Source organism: Variovorax sp. Sphag1AA (assembly GCF_014192575.1).
Classification (GTDB): domain Bacteria; phylum Pseudomonadota; class Gammaproteobacteria; order Burkholderiales; family Burkholderiaceae_C; genus Variovorax.
Window position 1 is genome coordinate 201,297 of sequence record NZ_JACHYC010000003.1, and the last position, 15,221, is coordinate 216,517.

Below are 15,221 nucleotides of genomic sequence, written 5' to 3' on the forward strand. Positions count from 1 at the left end.
GGCGTGCTAACTCATCGGCGCATCCCACCACCGCATCAGTGCTGCCACGCTTTCCACCACCGACCCATCGTTTGCCAGCGTGAAGTCGGCCGGCACCAGCGCCGTTCGTGCCAGGCGGTGTTCGATCGCCTTCGGATCTTCGCGTCCGCGGGCCTGCAGACGCTGTGCCAGCACCGCTGCGCTGGCCGTGATCTGGACCACACGGCAGCGGGGCGCACTCGCGCGAATGGCCGGCAGTGCTGCCCGCGAGCCGTTGAGGAGGACGGTGCCTGCCGCCAGCGCCTGCAATTCGCGCATCCGCACACCGTAGGCCAGACCGTTGGCGCGCCAGTGCATCGCGAAGGCACCGCCATCGCATTCGGCTTGCCAGTGCTCATGGGAAAGGGCCTCGTGCGCCTCGCCTCCGGCGTGCGCCGGACGCGTGATGGCACGTTGGGCGATGTGCAGGCGCTTGCCCAGTTCCGTGGCTCGCTGCCGCCACGCGGTCATCACTGTGTCCTTGCCGGCGCCGGAGGGGCCGACGACCACCAGCAGACGTTCGCTGTGCGGCACCTCGGCGTGGGTGCCCTTCATGCCGCGCCCTCCAGAGGCAGCCGCTCGATCAGGCGAAACGGCGCGCCGGCGGCGGGCTCGTGGAAGATGCACAGGGCGGTGCAATGCAGTGGCTGCGCCAGGCTGCGCGAGAACCAGGCGCATGCGTCGCGTTCGAAGTGCTTCGCTGCGTCAGAGTCCCGATCGTCGAAGCGGTCGCTCAGGGTCATGTGAAAGCGCCAGCCGTCGAACACATGCGTGTAGCCCCAGCGTGCGAGCAGCGCGAGGGCGGGCGCGTCTGCGTCGGTGGCTTCCGCCGCGCGGCGCGCCGTTTCGTTGGCAGGTGCAGGCGCGCGAAATTCGTCGAGTTCGCCGACACAGGCGTCGGCCAGTTGCCTCAGAGGATGTGCCGCGTTCAGCGGTGCCACAGGGCGCAACGCGACGAAGTCCTGCAGCCACGCGACGTGGAGTGTGGGCATCTCGAAGACGCGATGCCGCTTCGCCACTGCGGCAGCAGCGCGCCGCAGGTCCTCGAACGACCTCCCGGCCGCCAGGCGGATGGGCGCTTTCAGGGTGGCATGGAAGCCGTAGCGTGCGGGCGCGGAGACATTCGGGCGCTGCGATTCGAGCCCTGTCCCCGCCCCCTGCGATGGATCGCGCCCGAGCCAGTCGCACCCGGCGGCCCACAAGGGATGGGCAGGATCGGGCGCCCAGTAGATGGCGTAGCGTTCGTTGCCCGGTGTCATGCCTTCGAGCCTTCGTCAGGGCGCACGGTCAGTTGCACGGCGTCTGCGGCAAAGAGGGTGATGCCCGATCGGATGGGCGTGCCTTGCGCATCGACATCGACGGAGTTGACCACCAGCACAGGCTGTCCCGCGGATCTCGCCAGTCGATCTGCCTCCAGCGCCGTGGGCAGGCGGGCCGACACGACGCTCTTCGCACGCGTGTAGTCGCGCACGCCCAGCGCCTCGAGCGCCGGCGTGAAGCTCCCGAGTTCGGCCACCCGTTCGGCCAGTCCCTCGAACCGGGGCAGCGGATAGGCGCCGATGCTCAGGCCGACCGGCCTGCCACGCACGGAGGCGAGCGTGGTAAGCACGATCACCCGGCTCTTCGAAGGCACGCGAAGCTCTTTCGACCAAGGCGCCGCCTCTGCCTCATGGTGCTCGAGGATCTCGCGCGCCGCACGTTCGCCGGCATCGGCCACGCTCTCGGTCAGCCGGGTGCGCCGTTGCAAGGCGTAGTCCAGAACCAGCTCGCGCACGAAGGTGCCCGCGCCGTGGCGCACCTGCACGAAGCCTTCTCGCATGAGGGCCTGCATGGCCTGGCGCAGGGTGTGCCTGTTGACGTCGAAGCGCTGGGCGAGCACCTGTTCGTTCGGCAGGCGCTGGCCTGGGGCGAGGCGTCCTGCGGTGATGTCGGCGCGCAGGGTGTCGGCGATGAGCTCCCAGCGACGGAGGTCGGAGGTGGCGGCTGCGAGAGCAGGGCCGGGGATGTCGCTCGATGGCGTTGGTGTTGTCATTTCAATGGAAATTTTCGTTGGGTCAACAAACTGTCACGTCGGCCTGTCAAAGTGCGTAGTATCTTGAGTCATCTAGATGACATCCACATGACCTTCCCTCACTCCCCACCCCCCACGCCGCCGGCTCGCGCCAGATGGCTGGCCGTGCTGGCGCATGCGCCGCGCGACCTGCTGAAGCGCCATGTCGAATCCTTGCCTTCGCTTCACTTCGAAGTATTGCGCGCTCCAGAAATCGGGCTGGCCATGCTCCGCGGCCGCATCGGCAACAAGGGCGACCGCTTCAACGTCGGCGAAGCCACCATTACACGCTGTGTCGTGCGTCATCGCGACGGCGAGACCGCGAGCATTGGCATCGGCTATGTCCTCGGCCGCGATCCAGAGCGCGTGGACTGGATCGCGCGTCTGGACGCACTGCTGCAGCACCCCCGCTGGCACGATGCGCTGCAAGCCGACGTCATCGCCCCGCTGGCGGCTGAATCTGCCCGCCTGCGCGCCAGCGAGCAGCGCGAGACGGCCACCAGCCGCGTGCACTTCTTCAACCTGCAACCGGAGGCCTCGTCGTGAGCGCAGTTCTGTCGGACCTGGGCCTGGCCTGGGAACATCCCGTTCACGGCGCACAGCAGACCTTCCGGGTGCTGCTTGCCGCGATGTCGCACCCGGGGCGCGTCTATTCCTTGCCGCCGGCGGCCATCGCGGGCGTTCAGCCGCCCAGCGTGAGCGACGGGCACGCGATGTCGATCGCGGCCACCGTCAGCCTGTTGACGCTGCTCGACGCCGAGAGCAGCGTGCATTTCGCCGGCCCGCAGGATGCGTCCGCCTTGGCTGGCTACTTCCGCTTCCACTGCGGCGTGCGGACGGTTTCGCTCGATCAGAGCCAGTTCGCGTATGGGCGCGGCAGCCATGTCGACGGCGAGTCGTGCGAGCGCATGCAGCAAGGCAGCGACACGGCACCGCAGGACGGCGCCACGCTGGTCCTCGATGTCGACGGCCTTGCGATGCACGCCCAGAAGGGCGAGGTGCAGGTGCTTCGCGCGCGGGGCCCCGGCGTGCAGACCCAATCCGTGCTGAGCGTACGCGGCAGCCTGCCGGCGCTGTGGCGCTGGCGCGCCCAGCAGGGCGATGCATTTCCCCGTGGAATCGACCTGCTGCTGTGCAGCGGCGATCATGTTGCCGCCATTCCACGTTCCACCTTGCTGGCATTGGAGACCCCGCCATGTATATAGCCGTCAAAGGAGGCGAGCGCGCCATTGCTGCCTCACGCGCCCTCGTGGCTGCAGCCCGCCGTGGTGACCCGGCGTTGCCGCCGCTGCTGGTGGCGCAGGTGCAGTCGCAGATGGGCCTCGCGGTGAGCCGCGTCATGGCCGAGGCCTCGCTCTACGACCCCGAACTCGCCGCGCTGGCGCTGGTGCAGGCGCAGGGCGACGCGGTCGAAGCCGCGTTTCTGCTGCGCGCCTACCGCACAACGCTGCCCCGCGTGGCCTATACCGAGCCGGTCGATACCGATGCCATGCGTGCGAAACGCCGGGTGTCGGCTATCTTTAAGGACTTGCCGGGCGGCCAGGTCCTCGGCCCGAGCTACGACTACACGCAGCGCCTGCTGGACTTCTCGCTGCTGCGGCCGTCGAACCCGGATGCCGTCCCGGCGAACGCCAACCCCCAGGGACCGGATGCCGAGGCCGAAGAGATTCCCAACGCACTCGACACCCTCTCCGCGCAGAACCTCGTCGAACCTGCGATCCCATCGGACGGCGATCCGGTGCCGCCGGACATCACGCGTGATCCGCCGCGCTACCCGCTGTCGCGCGCCGGCCGCCTGCAGATGCTGGCGCGTGCCGATGAAGGCTGGGTGCTGGGCATGGGCTATTCGACCCAGCGTGGCTACGCGCACAGCCATCCCTTTGTCGGTGATGTGCGCTTCGGCGCGGTGACCGTCAGCCTGGTGCCGGACGAACTCGACTTCCCGATCGAGATCGGCGAGGTGGAGCTGACCGAGTGCCAGATGGTCAACCAGTTCGCGGGCAGCGACGGCGCGCCGCCGCAGTTCACGCGCGGCTATGGGCTGGTGTTCGGCCATGGGGAGCGCAAGGCGATGGCAGTGTCGCTGGTCGACCGCGCGCTACGCACCGACGAGTTCGACGAACTGGCAGAGGCCCCGGCGCAAGACCAGGAGTTCGTGCTCGCGCAAGGCGACAGCGTCGAAGCCTCGGGGTTCGTGCAGCATCTGAAGTTGCCGCACTACGTGACTTTCGAATCCGAATTGCAATTGATCCGGCAGCTCCGCGCCGAGCGCGAAGCACGCATCGATGGCGCTGCAGCCGAGGAGGCCCGCTGATGGACATGACAACCGCATCCGATCGCGTCGAGGCCGCACAGGCCGACATGCCGGTCGAAGGCTACAACTACGCCTATCTCGACGAGCGAACCAAGCGCATGCTGCGCCGCGCGTTGCTCAAGGCAGTCGCCATTCCGGGCCATCAGGTGCCCTTCGGTTCGCGCGAGATGCCGCTGGCCTATGGATGGGGCACCGGCGGCATCCAGGTGACGGCCGCGGTCATCGGCCAGGGCGACGTGCTCAAGGTGATCGACCAGGGTTCTGACGACACGACCAACGCCGTGAACATTCGCGAGTTCTTCGCGCGGGTGACCAACGTGGAGACCACCACGCAGACCGCGCGTGCCACCGTCATCCAGACGCGCCACCGCATTCCCGAGACGCCGCTGCGCGAAGGGCAGATCATGGTCTATCAGGTGCCGCAGCCGGAGCCGCTCTACAAGCTGGAGCCGCGACGCGCCGAAACGCTCGCACTCCACGCGGTCGAGGAATACGGGCTGATGAACGTCAAGCTCTACGAAGACATCGCACAGTGGGGCCATGTCGAGACCACCTCCGACTACCCGGTGCGCGTGAACGGCCGCTACATCACGTCCCCGTCGCCCATTCCCGCTTTCGACAACCCGAAGATGGATCAGATGCCCGCATTGCAGTTGTTCGGCGCTGGACGCGAAAAGCGTCTGTACGCCATCCCGCCCTATACCTCGGTGCAGAGCCTTGACTTCGAGGACCATCCCTTCAGCGTCAAGACGCAGGGTCATACGTGCGCACTGTGCGGCTGCACCACGAGCTATCTCGACGAGATCGCCCATGAGGACGGAAGCACCTTGTGGACCTGCTCGGACACCGACTGGTGCGAGCAGCAGCGCGCCGGAGCGCAACCATGAACGCCGGCCAGGACAAAGCCACGCCGCTTCTGCGTGTCGACTCGCTGTGCTTCAGGTTCCCGAGCGACGGCCTCGGGCGCGACGCCGTGAGTCAGGCCACGCTGGAGCTGTTTCCGGGTGAAGTGCTTGCGGTCGTCGGTGAATCCGGATCGGGCAAGACCACCTTGCTCAACTGCATGGCCGGCCGATTGACGCCGCGCGAAGGCAGCGTCCGGTATCGCGATGCGCAGGGCGAATGGCTCGACGTTCACGCCATGCCCGAACGTCGGCGCCGCCTGCTGGCGCGCACCGAATGGGGCTTCGTGGAGCAACAAGCCACCGCCGGCCTGCGCATGGGCGTCAGCGCGGGCGCCAACATTGGTGAACGGCTCATGGGCCTGGGCGACCGGCACTACGGCAAGCTGCGCGAGACGGCGGCAAGCTGGATGTCGCGTGTGGAGCTCGATGCCGGGCGCATCGACGAATCACCGCGCAACTTCTCCGGCGGCATGCGCCAGCGCCTGCAGATCGCCCGCAACCTCGTGACCCGGCCGCGACTCGTGCTGATGGACGAGCCCACCACCGGGCTCGACGTTTCCGTTCAGGCCAAGCTGCTCGACCTGATCCGCCTGCTGGTGGCGCGCATGCACGTGTCCGCCGTCGTGGTCACCCACGACCTCGGCGTGGCGCGGCTCTTGGCGCATCGCACGCTCGTCATGCGAGAGGGCCACATCGTCGAGCATGGCCTGACCGACCGCGTGCTCGACGACCCTCGCCATCCCTATACCCAACTGCTCGTTTCTTCCGTCGTGACGCCATGACCCACGAATCAGATTCAGCCGATCTGCCGACGCTGCGCGTGCGCGGCGTGCGCAAGCACTTCACCCTTCACCTGCGTGACGGCCGCGACCTACCCGTGCTGCACGGCGTCGATCTCGACGCTGCGGCCGGCGAATGCGTGGCACTCGTCGGCGCGTCGGGGCAAGGCAAGTCGACGCTCATCAAGTGCCTGTACGGAAACTACGGCGTCGACAGCGGTTCGATCCTGCTGCGCACCGACGGCGGCGAAATCGACATGGCGCGCGCCACCCCGCAGCAGATCATCGGCCTGCGCGAACGCGCCATTGCCTACGTGAGCCAGTTCCTGCGCGCCGTGCCGCGCGTGCCGGCCATCGACGTGGTGGCCGAGCGGCTTCTGCAGGCGCATCCAGTCACCGCCGACCTGGGACAAACCGACGCCTGGCAAGCCGCGCAGGAAGCGGCTCGCGAGGAAGTGGCCGCGCTTTTCGAGCGCCTCAACCTACCGCGCGCGCTGTGGCAACTCCCGCCCGCGACCTTCTCGGGTGGCGAGCAGCAACGCGTGAACATCGCGCGGGGGTTCATCCTCCCGTCCGACCTGCTTTTGCTCGATGAGCCGACCGCGTCGCTCGACGCCGCCAATCGCCGCGTGGTGATCCAGCTGATCCACGAAGCCAAGACGCGAGGTGCCACCGTGATCGGTATCTTTCACGACGAAGAGGTGCGCGACGCCGTCGCGACCCGCTGCGTCACGCTGCCCGCGGCATCTGCCGAACTGGAAACCACACGATGACAGAAACCGTAATCCACAACGCCCGCATCGTGCTCGATGACGAAGTCATCTCGGGCCACGTCTGCATCAACGAGGGGCGCATCACCGCCGTCGGCCATGGCGCCAGCACGCAGCCCGGCGCACTCGACTGGAACGGCGACTGGCTGCTGCCCGGCCTGGTGGAGGTGCACACCGACAACCTCGAGCGGCACGTGATGCCGCGCCCCAAGGTGAGGTTCCCGATGCAGTCCGCGGTGCAGGCGCACGACGCGGAGATGGCCGCGAACGGCATCACCACGGTCCTCGACGCGATCGGCGTTGGCGACCCCTACGGCGACGGCTTCCGCTCGCACGACCAGAGCGATCTGCTGCGGGTGCTCGACACGCTGGACGAAGCAGGCACGCTGCGCGCCGATCACTTCATCCACATCCGCTGCGAACTGCCCGCTGCCAATGCGCGTGAACTGTTCGAGCCCTTTTCCCGGCACCGCCGGCTGCGTCTGATCTCGCTGATGGACCACACGCCGGGCCAGCGCCAATGGCACAACCTGGAGCATGCCCGCGTCTACTACACGGGCAAGAAGGGATGGAGCGACGCCAAGTTCGCCGAAGAGGTACGCATCGCGCCTGAGCGACAGGCGCTCTACGCCGAACCCAATCGCCGCTGGTTCGCCGACTTCGCGCGCACGCAGGAGATCTCGCTCGCCACGCACGACGACACCACGGCCGAGCACGTGGAAGAGGCACATCGCATGGGCGCGTCGATGAGCGAGTTTCCGACCACGCTCGAAGCGGCGCGTCGCGCTCGTGCGTTGGGGCTGTCGACCGTCATGGGCGCGCCGAACGTAGTGCGCGGCGGCTCGCACTCGGGCAACGCGGCGGCGATGGACCTGGCGCGCGAAGGCCTGGTCGACAGTCTCTCGTCGGACTACGTGCCCGCCAGCCTCCTGCAGGCCGCCTGGCGGCTTGCGGAAGAGGGCGCATGCACGATGCCGCAGGCCGTGGCCATCGTCAGCAAGGGCCCGGCACTTGCGAGCGGCTTGCATGATCGAGGCCGCATCGCGCAGGGTCTGCGTGCCGACGTGCTTCGCGTGCGCCAGGTCGGCAGTTCGCCGGCGGTGCGCGAGGTCTGGTCGCGCGGAAGGCGAGTCGCATGAAAGAGTCGCACCTGATCACCAGCCTGGAAGCTCTGCGCGAGGTCTATTCCGACCTGCCCGGCGATACGTCGCTGGCCAAGGAGGTGGACCACATCCACCCGCTGTATCGGCCGTTCATCGAGGCATCGCCCTTCGTCGTTCTGGGCACGCGCAGCCCGGACGGGCTCGACAGCTCGCCGCGTGGCGATGCGCCCGGCTTCGTGCAAATCGCCGACGAACGCACGTTGCTGCTGCCCGACCGGCGGGGCAACAACCGCATCGACAGCCTGCGCAACGTGGTGGCGCATCCGGACGTGAGCCTGCTGTTTCTCATCCCTGGTTGCAACGAGACGCTGCGGGTCATGGGCCGTGCACGCATCAGCGTGGCGCCTGGGTTGCTCGCGCGTTGTGCGCACGACGGCACCGAACCGCGTTCGGTGCTGGTCATCGCGGTGGACAAAGTCTTCTTCCAGTGCGGCCGTGCGGTGATCCGGTCAGGCCTCTGGGGAGAGGCGGGCAAGGTGGAGCGCGCCTCGCTGCCGAGCATCGGCAACATCCTCCAGACGTTGAGCGGCGAGCGCATCGATGGCCCTGCCTACGATCGCGAAATGCCGGAGCGACAGCGACGAACGCTCTACTGATTGGGCTCCGATGCGCATGGCTGTCACGTGTTTGCCTTGTAACGTTTCTACAGTTACTGCAGTTGAATCAAAGTGACCGCCAATGTTGACGATGACCGGAGTCAGTTGCCGTTTCGGTGAAAAGACCGCTGTGGCTGACGTGAATCTCACCGTGGAGCCAGGCAGCTTCGTCGGTGTCATTGGGCGTTCGGGCGCCGGCAAATCTACGTTGCTGCGCATGATCAACCGCTTGCAGGCAACGACTTCGGGGCGCATCAGCTTCGACGGTCGTGACGTCACCGCGCTCAAGGGCAAGGCCCTGCGCGGATGGCGCTCCGAGTGCGCAATGGTGTTCCAGCAGTTCAATCTCGTGGGCCGGCTCGATGTGCTGACCAACGTGATGATGGGCCGCCTGAATCGTGCCGGCACGATGGCGACGCTGCTTGGCCTGTGGCCGGAGCGCGATCGCGCCGTGGCGTTCTCGGTGTTGGAACAGTTCGAGATCGGCAACCTCGCCGCACGCCGCGCGGAGAACCTCTCGGGCGGGCAGCAGCAACGGGTGGCCATCGCCCGTGCGCTGGTGCAAGAGCCACGCATCATCCTGGCCGACGAACCCACGGCCTCGCTCGATCCGCGCAACGCGGTGGTGGTGATGGAAACGCTGCAACGCATCAACCAGCAGTACGGCATCTCCATCATCTGCAACCTGCATTCGCTCGACCTGGCACGCACCTATTGCCACCGCCTGGTCGGCATGGCCGCCGGTCGCGTCGTGTTCGACGGCACGCCGCAGCAATTGACCCACGCAGCCGCGAGCGAGCTGTATGGCATCGAAGCCAATGAAGCCGTGAGCGTTCCCCGGCACGAGTTGGCGAGCAAGTCGATGGGCACCCTGCTGCCGCAAGCGCAGGTGGCCTGAGCCTTCATTTCTCCCTTTTTCGTTTTCCTGTTCATTTGAGGAGCTGAATCGTGGTTACACGTCGTACTTTTGTCACGGGCGCAGCAGCGCTCGCGGGCGCTACCGCCGCGCCTTTCGTGCTGGCACAGGGCACGCCCAAGGAACTGACCTTCGCGGTGATCCCGATCGAGAACGCGTCGTTGACGACCGATCGCTTCGGCCCGCTCGCCAAGTACCTGACCGACGCCATTGGCATTCCGGTCACACTGCGTATCGCCAATGACTACGCCGCCGTGATCGAAGCACAGCGCGCCGGCAACGCCCAGATCGCGTTCTACGGCCCTGCCTCGTACGCACGCGCCGTGATGACGGGCGTGAAGACCGAACCGCTGGTCAACCAGCGCCATGAGACGGGCATCAACGGCTACTACTCGGTACTGTGGGTGCGCGCGGACAGCCCCTACAAGACGGTGCAGGACCTCAAGGGCAAGACCCTCGCGCTGGTGGACCCCAACTCCACGTCGGGCAACAACGCACCGCGCTACTTCCTCTCGAAGAACGAAGGCATCGCAAGCCTGGACAGCTTCTTCGGCAAGGTGTTCTTCGCCGGCGGCCACCAGAACGCGCTCCTGGCGCTGGCACAAGGCACGGCCGACGCTGCAGCCAACGAATACTTCTCGCCCACCGACAACATGCCGACCCGCCTCGCCGAGAAGGGCCTGCTGAAGGACGCCAACGGCAAGGCGCTGAGCCCGAGCGACTTCCGTGTCGTGTTCAAGTCGGACCTGCTGCCCGAAGGCCCGTTCTCGGTGCTCGAATCGGTGCCGGCGGAGACGCGCCAGAAGATCAAGCAGGCCCTGCTCGATCTGCCCAAGAAGGACAAGAAGGTCTTCGATGGCCTGTCGGGTGGCAAAGACCAGGAACTGGTGGCGATCGACGCGAAGGCCTACGAGCCGGTCGTCGGCATGCTCCAGTACAACGACGCGCAACGCAAGAAGCAGCAGTAGGAGGCTTCGCCTGCGGCGGCCCGGCCTCTGTGCCGGGCCTTTTGCTGTTCGCTCCTCTGCAATCACGCATCAATGAGTACTTCGCCCCAGGCCACCGCGCCCGAACCCTACAGCTGGGCGCATGCCTATGCGTTGGAGTCCGCTCGCCGACGCCGCAACTGGTGGATCGGACTGGCCGTATTCGTCGTGCTGGCGGCCATCGCCGGACCCATCGCGGAGGTCCGGCCGCAAGTCTTCGTCCAGCAGCTCGGCGGCTTCATGAGCTACCTGCAGCGCATTACGCCGGACATCTCCGCAGCGCACCCGATCCAGGACGTGCAGGAGTGGTATTGGGGACTGGGGCGCTGGCTGGTGCTGCTCGGCGAAACGCTGCTCATTGCCTATCTCGGCACGCTGTTCGGCGCGCTCGGCGGGTTTGTGCTGAGCTTCGTCGCATCGTCGAACCTGACGCCCTCGCCGTGGATGCGCTTCGTGGTCCGCCGGCTCGCGGAGTTCTGCCGCACCGTGCCGGACATGGTGTTCGCGCTGCTGTTCGTGGTGGCCTTCGGCATTGGCCCGATGGCCGGCGTGCTCGCGTTGGCTGTGCACACGGCGGGCGCCTTGTGCAAGCTGTTCGCTGAAGTGGTCGAGAACATCGATATGAAGCCGGTGGATGGCATCGTGGCAGCGGGCGGCTCGTGGCGCCAGACAGTGCGCTACGCCGTGCTGCCGCAGGTGGCGCCCAACTTCGCGTCCTACGCCATGCTGCGTTTCGACATCAACGTGCGCGCCGCTTCGATCATGGGCTTTGTCGGCGCGGGCGGCATTGGCGAGCAGTTGATGGTGGCGATCCGCCAGTTCTATTACACCGACGTGAGCGCGATCCTGCTGCTGATCATTGCCACCGTGATGCTGATCGACTTTGCCAGCGAGCGCCTGCGTCATGCCTTGTCCGGCAGCATGCACCGGGAGCGAAGCGCATGAGTTCCAACATGAATGCCAACACGCCTTCCGGGCGCGCAGTCATCGATGTGGACATGGTCCGCCTGCGGCGCGAGCAGCCGGGACTGTTCCCCGGCTGGCTGGCCGCACGCGAGCTGTTTGCCTGGAGCGCCGCCGCCGTCGTGTTGGCAGTCTTTGCGATGTGGGTGCTGGACTTTTCGTTCGCCCGCATCCTCGGCGGGTTGAGCCGCCTGCTCGACTTCACGCAGATCATGTTTCCGCCGACCACGGACGGCAAGGCAATGGTGTTTCTCGAAGCCATGGCCGAGACGCTGGCGATGGCCTTTCTGGGCACCGCCGTGGCCGCGTTGATTGCGTTCCCGCTCGGCTTCATGGCTGCGCGCAACGTCATCCCGAATGTCTTCGCGCACTTCGCGGTGCGGCGTTCCATCGACGTGATACGCGGCGTCGACATCCTGATCTGGGCCCTGCTGTGGGTCAACGTCGTCGGCCTGGGGCCGTTCGCCGGCGTGCTGGCCATCGCTTGCTCGGACGTGGGCTCGTTCGGCAAGCTGTTTTCCGAAGCCATCGAGAACATCGATCGCCGTCCGGTGGAGGGCGTAACGTCCGCCGGCGGGAGCGCGCTGCACGTGCAGCGCTATGCCGTCCTCCCGCAGGTGCTGCCTGTCATCGGCAGCCAGGTGCTCTACTTCTTCGAGAGCAACACCCGGTCGGCGAGCATCCTCGGCATCGTCGGGGCGGGCGGCATCGGCATCTACCTGACCGACAACATCCGCGTGCTCAATCTCTCGGTCGTCACCTTCATCGTCATCCTGATCCTGGTGGCCGTGGTGGTGATCGACTTCATCTCGGAGAAGCTCCGGCTGGCGCTGATCGGCCGCGCCGGGCGGCAGCGGTAGTCACTTCCTGCAGTCCCCACCAACCGATACCGAACCATCCTTGCACTCGGTCAGGATGCCGTCATTGCCGCGCCGCGGGGCGGGAGATGAACCGGGCGAGGAGGAGGGCGTATCGGTTTCGTAGACGATCTTCTTGCTGCCCCGTTCGCAGGTGCCGACGACCTTGCCGCTGACCGTCGCATCGGCTGCGACCGTGGTGAGCGCGAAGCGCGTGACGCCCGCGTTGCGAATCTTCGCGTCGATCTCGGCCAGAAGGTCGTCGCAGTTGCTGGCGGCGTTCGCGGACCCGGCAAACGCCAATATGACGAGGGAGAGGTGGGATAGCTTCAGCATCGGATGCTTGCCTCGAAGGAGCTTGTCCGTCCAGGAAGGGCAGTGTAGCGCTGCCCGTCGCCAGCAGGGGGCCTCTATTTTCTCGTCGACCTGCCGATATCCACGAGACGGTCGGATGAGCCGGCCAAAAAAGGAACTGCCGTGAAGAACTGGAAGATCGGTGCCCGGCTGGGCATGGGATTCGGCCTTGTGCTGGCGTTGATGGTGTTGATGACGACGCTCGGGATATGGCGCCTGCACGAGACGGCCATGGCCGCCGAGGAGATCACGAATCAGCCGCTCGCGAAGGAACGCATCATCAGCGACTGGTATCGGCTGGTGGAGATCGGCGTTCGCCGGACGACCGCCATCGCCAAGAGTTCGGATCCGTCGCTCGGGCCTTACTTCGCCGAGGAAAGCGCGAACTCCACGAAGGCGGCACAAGCGATGCAGAAGCAACTTGAGCCTCTGCTGTCCAGCGACGAGGAAAGGGCGCTGTGGAAGGACTTCCAGGAGATCCGGACCAAGTACCTCGAAGCACGCGACGCCGTGGTGAAGACGAAGGGTGAGGGCAAGCTGGAAGAGGCGAACGCCGTTCTCGACAAGCAGTTCATCCCTGTTGCCAACACCTACTTGGGCAACGTGCAGCGCCTGCTCGAGATGCAGCGGCGGGCGATCGATGGGACCGTGGTCCAGATCGGCGCCGGCTACAGGGCCAGCCGGGATCTGCTGTTGGGCCTCGGCGCATTCGTTCTGTGCCTGGGCGTCTTCTGCGCATGGCGACTGTCCGTTGGCATTACGCGGCCGTTGCGCAGCGCTGTCGAGGCTGCGCAAACCGTAGCGGCCGGTGACCTCTCCAGCAGGATCGAGGCGGGTGGTCGCGATGAAACAGGCCAGCTGCTCCTTGCACTCAGCGAGATGAATGCAAGCCTTATCCAGATCGTCGGCGAGGTGCGCACCGGAACGGACACGATCACAACGGCGTCCGGCCAGATTGCGACGGGCAATCAGGACTTGTCGTCGCGCACCGAACAGCAGGCGAGTTCGCTCGAAGAAACCGCTGCGTCGATGGAAGAACTCACCAGCACCGTGAAGCAAAACGCGGACAACGCGCGTCAGGCCAACCAGCTCGCGGTGTCTGCGTCGGAAGTCGCTGTGCGCGGTGGCAGCGTCGTCTCGCAAGTGGTCGACACCATGGGCTCGATCAATTCGTCTTCGCGCAAGATCGTCGACATCATCGGTGTGATCGACGGCATCGCGTTCCAGACCAACATCCTTGCGCTCAATGCAGCTGTTGAAGCCGCACGCGCCGGTGAACAAGGCCGCGGCTTCGCAGTGGTCGCCTCCGAAGTGCGCAACCTCGCACAGCGTTCTGCAGCGGCGGCCAAGGAGATCAAGACCCTCATCGACGATTCGGTCGGCAAGGTCGAAGAAGGCAGCAAGCAGGTCGCCGAAGCGGGCCGCACGATGGACGAGATCGTCGAGAGCGTGAAGCGGGTGACGGACATCATGGGTGAGATCACCGCGGCGAGCCAGGAACAGACCTCGGGCATCGAGCAGATCAACCAGGCGATCACGCAGATGGACCAGGTGACCCAGCAGAACGCTGCGCTGGTCGAACAGGCGTCCGCCGCGGCGGGATCGCTTCAGGACCAGGCCAGCCAGCTGTCGCGCGCGGTCGGTGTCTTCAAGCTGCAGCGTTCGATCGGTTAAGCGTTCTGAAGGAGCCCTTGGGAAGGGGCTCGCGCGTCAGCGTTTGTGCCCGACGCTGAAATCGTTGCCCCCGCAGCGGTCCACGCCGCGCACCAGCCAGAGTGGACGGCGCGCGAAGTCGACGGGCACGCCGCTCTTGCCGTCCACGGGGCGCAGCGAACGGTCGAACAGCGAAGTCGACGGCATGTAGCGCAATGCCACGCCGGTGCGCCTGCGATTCGACGTGTTGGGGCGCGCGCCGTGGATCATGTGGACGTCGTGCAGTGACATCTCGCCGGCCGCGAGCTCGACGTCGACGGCGGTGTCTTCGTCGAAGGTGCCGGGTGCGAGCCGCTGCGCCAGCGTCAAGTCCGTGCGGTCTTCGTGCAGGTGATCATGCAGCCGCTTCTCCTTGTGCGAACCGGGGATCACGCGGAGGCAGCCGTTGCCTGTGTCGGAGTCCTCCAGCGCAACCCACACGGTGCACGTCGCGAGCGGGCGGATCGGCCAGTAGTGGCCGTCCTGGTGCCACGGCGTTTCGTAGCCGTTGCCCGCAGGCTTGCAGAACACGTGGCAGCCCCACAAGATGACGTCGTCACCGATGACGCTGGACACCAGCTCCACCAACTCCGGATCGCGCGCCAGTTCCAGGAAAGCCGCACTGCCGCGAACGCCTTCCCCGTTGTCGCCCTCGATATGCGCCGACACCAGCTTCTCAGGGCGCACGCCAGGATTGTTTCGGATCAGATCGTTCAGCGCCTCGCGCATCAATGTCGTTCGCTCGTGAGGCAGGCGGTACGCGGGGCGGACCCAGCCTTCTTCCTGGTAGCGGATGAACTCATCAGCAGTGAGTTGCGCCATTTCGTGTCTCGATTTCGTTCGTGGATAGGCGTTGAT

18 protein-coding genes are annotated in these 15,221 nt (G+C 66.2%); 13 read left to right on the forward strand and 5 right to left on the reverse strand.

Annotation, left to right across the window (positions count from 1 at the left end; all coding sequences use genetic code 11):
- Positions 1-6: 6 nt before the first annotated feature.
- The 3 genes from phnN to phnF are packed head-to-tail and all read right to left on the reverse strand — an operon-like array spanning position 7 to position 2,050.
- Positions 7-573: a phosphonate metabolism protein/1,5-bisphosphokinase (PRPP-forming) PhnN gene (gene phnN / locus FHW64_RS12760; RefSeq protein WP_184526658.1), complete on the reverse strand. Its 567-nt coding sequence runs from the start codon at positions 571-573 to the stop codon at positions 7-9.
- Complete coding sequence (locus FHW64_RS12765) at positions 570-1,277, reverse strand: DUF1045 domain-containing protein (protein ID WP_184526660.1); 708 nt, start codon at positions 1,275-1,277, stop codon at positions 570-572. Before FHW64_RS12765 ends, phnN begins: the two co-directional genes overlap by 4 nt.
- Positions 1,274-2,050: a phosphonate metabolism transcriptional regulator PhnF gene (phnF, locus tag FHW64_RS12770; protein ID WP_184526662.1), complete on the reverse strand. Its 777-nt coding sequence runs from the start codon at positions 2,048-2,050 to the stop codon at positions 1,274-1,276. Before phnF ends, FHW64_RS12765 begins: the two co-directional genes overlap by 4 nt.
- Positions 2,051-2,137: 87 nt before the next feature.
- Here phnF and phnG point away from each other — a divergent pair, with 87 nt between their 5' ends.
- The 12 genes from phnG (at position 2,138) to phnE (FHW64_RS12830) (ending at position 12,320) form a co-directional block, all read left to right on the forward strand.
- Positions 2,138-2,614 carry a phosphonate C-P lyase system protein PhnG gene (phnG, locus tag FHW64_RS12775; protein ID WP_184526664.1) on the forward strand — a complete coding sequence of 159 codons (477 nt, stop codon included), beginning with the start codon at positions 2,138-2,140 and terminating at the stop codon, positions 2,612-2,614.
- Positions 2,611-3,273 (forward strand): phosphonate C-P lyase system protein PhnH, encoded by a 663-nt coding sequence (gene phnH / locus FHW64_RS12780; RefSeq protein ID WP_184526666.1) that lies wholly within the window; start codon positions 2,611-2,613, stop codon positions 3,271-3,273. The genes phnG and phnH overlap by 4 nt, the downstream gene beginning before the upstream one ends.
- The gene (locus tag FHW64_RS12785; RefSeq protein WP_184526668.1) at positions 3,264-4,382 is read left to right on the forward strand and encodes a carbon-phosphorus lyase complex subunit PhnI; all 1,119 of its coding nucleotides are present in this window, start codon (positions 3,264-3,266) and stop codon (positions 4,380-4,382) included. The genes phnH and FHW64_RS12785 overlap by 10 nt, the downstream gene beginning before the upstream one ends.
- Before the next feature lie 5 nt (positions 4,383-4,387).
- Positions 4,388-5,269 (forward strand): alpha-D-ribose 1-methylphosphonate 5-phosphate C-P-lyase PhnJ, encoded by an 882-nt coding sequence (locus FHW64_RS12790; protein WP_311733312.1) that lies wholly within the window; start codon positions 4,388-4,390, stop codon positions 5,267-5,269.
- Positions 5,266-6,069, forward strand: coding sequence for a phosphonate C-P lyase system protein PhnK (gene phnK / locus FHW64_RS12795; RefSeq protein ID WP_184526670.1), 804 nt, complete (start codon positions 5,266-5,268; stop codon positions 6,067-6,069). Before FHW64_RS12790 ends, phnK begins: the two co-directional genes overlap by 4 nt.
- Positions 6,066-6,839 (forward strand): phosphonate C-P lyase system protein PhnL, encoded by a 774-nt coding sequence (gene phnL / locus FHW64_RS12800; protein WP_221210321.1) that lies wholly within the window; start codon positions 6,066-6,068, stop codon positions 6,837-6,839. Before phnK ends, phnL begins: the two co-directional genes overlap by 4 nt.
- On the forward strand, positions 6,836-7,975 hold the full coding sequence (locus FHW64_RS12805) for an alpha-D-ribose 1-methylphosphonate 5-triphosphate diphosphatase (protein ID WP_184526672.1): 1,140 nt from the start codon (positions 6,836-6,838) through the stop codon (positions 7,973-7,975). The genes phnL and FHW64_RS12805 overlap by 4 nt, the downstream gene beginning before the upstream one ends.
- Positions 7,972-8,595: a pyridoxamine 5'-phosphate oxidase family protein gene (locus tag FHW64_RS12810; RefSeq protein ID WP_184526674.1), complete on the forward strand. Its 624-nt coding sequence runs from the start codon at positions 7,972-7,974 to the stop codon at positions 8,593-8,595. Before FHW64_RS12805 ends, FHW64_RS12810 begins: the two co-directional genes overlap by 4 nt.
- Positions 8,596-8,686: 91 nt before the next feature.
- Positions 8,687-9,493 (forward strand): phosphonate ABC transporter ATP-binding protein, encoded by an 807-nt coding sequence (phnC, locus tag FHW64_RS12815; protein ID WP_221220706.1) that lies wholly within the window; start codon positions 8,687-8,689, stop codon positions 9,491-9,493.
- Positions 9,494-9,543: 50 nt separating this feature from the next.
- A complete protein-coding gene (gene phnD, locus FHW64_RS12820) occupies positions 9,544-10,479 on the forward strand; it encodes a phosphonate ABC transporter substrate-binding protein (protein ID WP_184526678.1) in 936 nt (311 codons plus the stop codon).
- 72 nt (positions 10,480-10,551) lie between these two features.
- Complete coding sequence (phnE, locus tag FHW64_RS12825) at positions 10,552-11,442, forward strand: phosphonate ABC transporter, permease protein PhnE (RefSeq protein ID WP_184526680.1); 891 nt, start codon at positions 10,552-10,554, stop codon at positions 11,440-11,442.
- Positions 11,439-12,320, forward strand: coding sequence for a phosphonate ABC transporter, permease protein PhnE (gene phnE / locus FHW64_RS12830; RefSeq protein ID WP_221210322.1), 882 nt, complete (start codon positions 11,439-11,441; stop codon positions 12,318-12,320). The genes phnE (FHW64_RS12825) and phnE (FHW64_RS12830) overlap by 4 nt, the downstream gene beginning before the upstream one ends.
- On the opposite strand, the gene FHW64_RS12835 is transcribed toward phnE (FHW64_RS12830), so the two are convergent.
- Positions 12,321-12,653, reverse strand: coding sequence for a DUF1161 domain-containing protein (locus FHW64_RS12835; RefSeq protein ID WP_184526682.1), 333 nt, complete (start codon positions 12,651-12,653; stop codon positions 12,321-12,323).
- A gap of 141 nt (positions 12,654-12,794) precedes the next feature.
- Here FHW64_RS12835 and FHW64_RS12840 point away from each other — a divergent pair, with 141 nt between their 5' ends.
- Positions 12,795-14,345, forward strand: coding sequence for a methyl-accepting chemotaxis protein (locus tag FHW64_RS12840; RefSeq protein ID WP_184526684.1), 1,551 nt, complete (start codon positions 12,795-12,797; stop codon positions 14,343-14,345).
- A gap of 36 nt (positions 14,346-14,381) precedes the next feature.
- Here the strand turns inward: FHW64_RS12840 and FHW64_RS12845 are convergent, their stop codons facing one another.
- Positions 14,382-15,185, reverse strand: coding sequence for a phytanoyl-CoA dioxygenase family protein (locus FHW64_RS12845; RefSeq protein WP_184526685.1), 804 nt, complete (start codon positions 15,183-15,185; stop codon positions 14,382-14,384).
- Between the last annotated feature and the right edge of the window lie 36 nt (positions 15,186-15,221).

Bases quoted from the DNA above. Each gene is read 5' to 3' on its own strand.
- phnN (WP_184526658.1), bottom strand. From the start codon at position 573: ATGAAGGGCACCCACGCCGAGGTGCCGCACAGCGAACGTCTGCTGGTG.
- FHW64_RS12765 (WP_184526660.1), bottom strand. From the start codon at position 1,277: ATGACACCGGGCAACGAACGCTACGCCATCTACTGGGCGCCCGATCCT.
- phnF (WP_184526662.1), bottom strand. From the start codon at position 2,050: ATGACAACACCAACGCCATCGAGCGACATCCCCGGCCCTGCTCTCGCA.
- phnG (WP_184526664.1), top strand. From the start codon at position 2,138: ATGACCTTCCCTCACTCCCCACCCCCCACGCCGCCGGCTCGCGCCAGA.
- FHW64_RS12785 (WP_184526668.1), top strand. From the start codon at position 3,264: ATGTATATAGCCGTCAAAGGAGGCGAGCGCGCCATTGCTGCCTCACGC.
- FHW64_RS12790 (WP_311733312.1), top strand. From the start codon at position 4,388: ATGACAACCGCATCCGATCGCGTCGAGGCCGCACAGGCCGACATGCCG.
- phnK (WP_184526670.1), top strand. From the start codon at position 5,266: ATGAACGCCGGCCAGGACAAAGCCACGCCGCTTCTGCGTGTCGACTCG.
- phnL (WP_221210321.1), top strand. From the start codon at position 6,066: ATGACCCACGAATCAGATTCAGCCGATCTGCCGACGCTGCGCGTGCGC.
- FHW64_RS12805 (WP_184526672.1), top strand. From the start codon at position 6,836: ATGACAGAAACCGTAATCCACAACGCCCGCATCGTGCTCGATGACGAA.
- FHW64_RS12810 (WP_184526674.1), top strand. From the start codon at position 7,972: ATGAAAGAGTCGCACCTGATCACCAGCCTGGAAGCTCTGCGCGAGGTC.
- phnC (WP_221220706.1), top strand. From the start codon at position 8,687: ATGACCGGAGTCAGTTGCCGTTTCGGTGAAAAGACCGCTGTGGCTGAC.
- phnE (WP_184526680.1), top strand. From the start codon at position 10,552: ATGAGTACTTCGCCCCAGGCCACCGCGCCCGAACCCTACAGCTGGGCG.
- phnE (WP_221210322.1), top strand. From the start codon at position 11,439: ATGAGTTCCAACATGAATGCCAACACGCCTTCCGGGCGCGCAGTCATC.
- FHW64_RS12835 (WP_184526682.1), bottom strand. From the start codon at position 12,653: ATGCTGAAGCTATCCCACCTCTCCCTCGTCATATTGGCGTTTGCCGGG.
- FHW64_RS12845 (WP_184526685.1), bottom strand. From the start codon at position 15,185: ATGGCGCAACTCACTGCTGATGAGTTCATCCGCTACCAGGAAGAAGGC.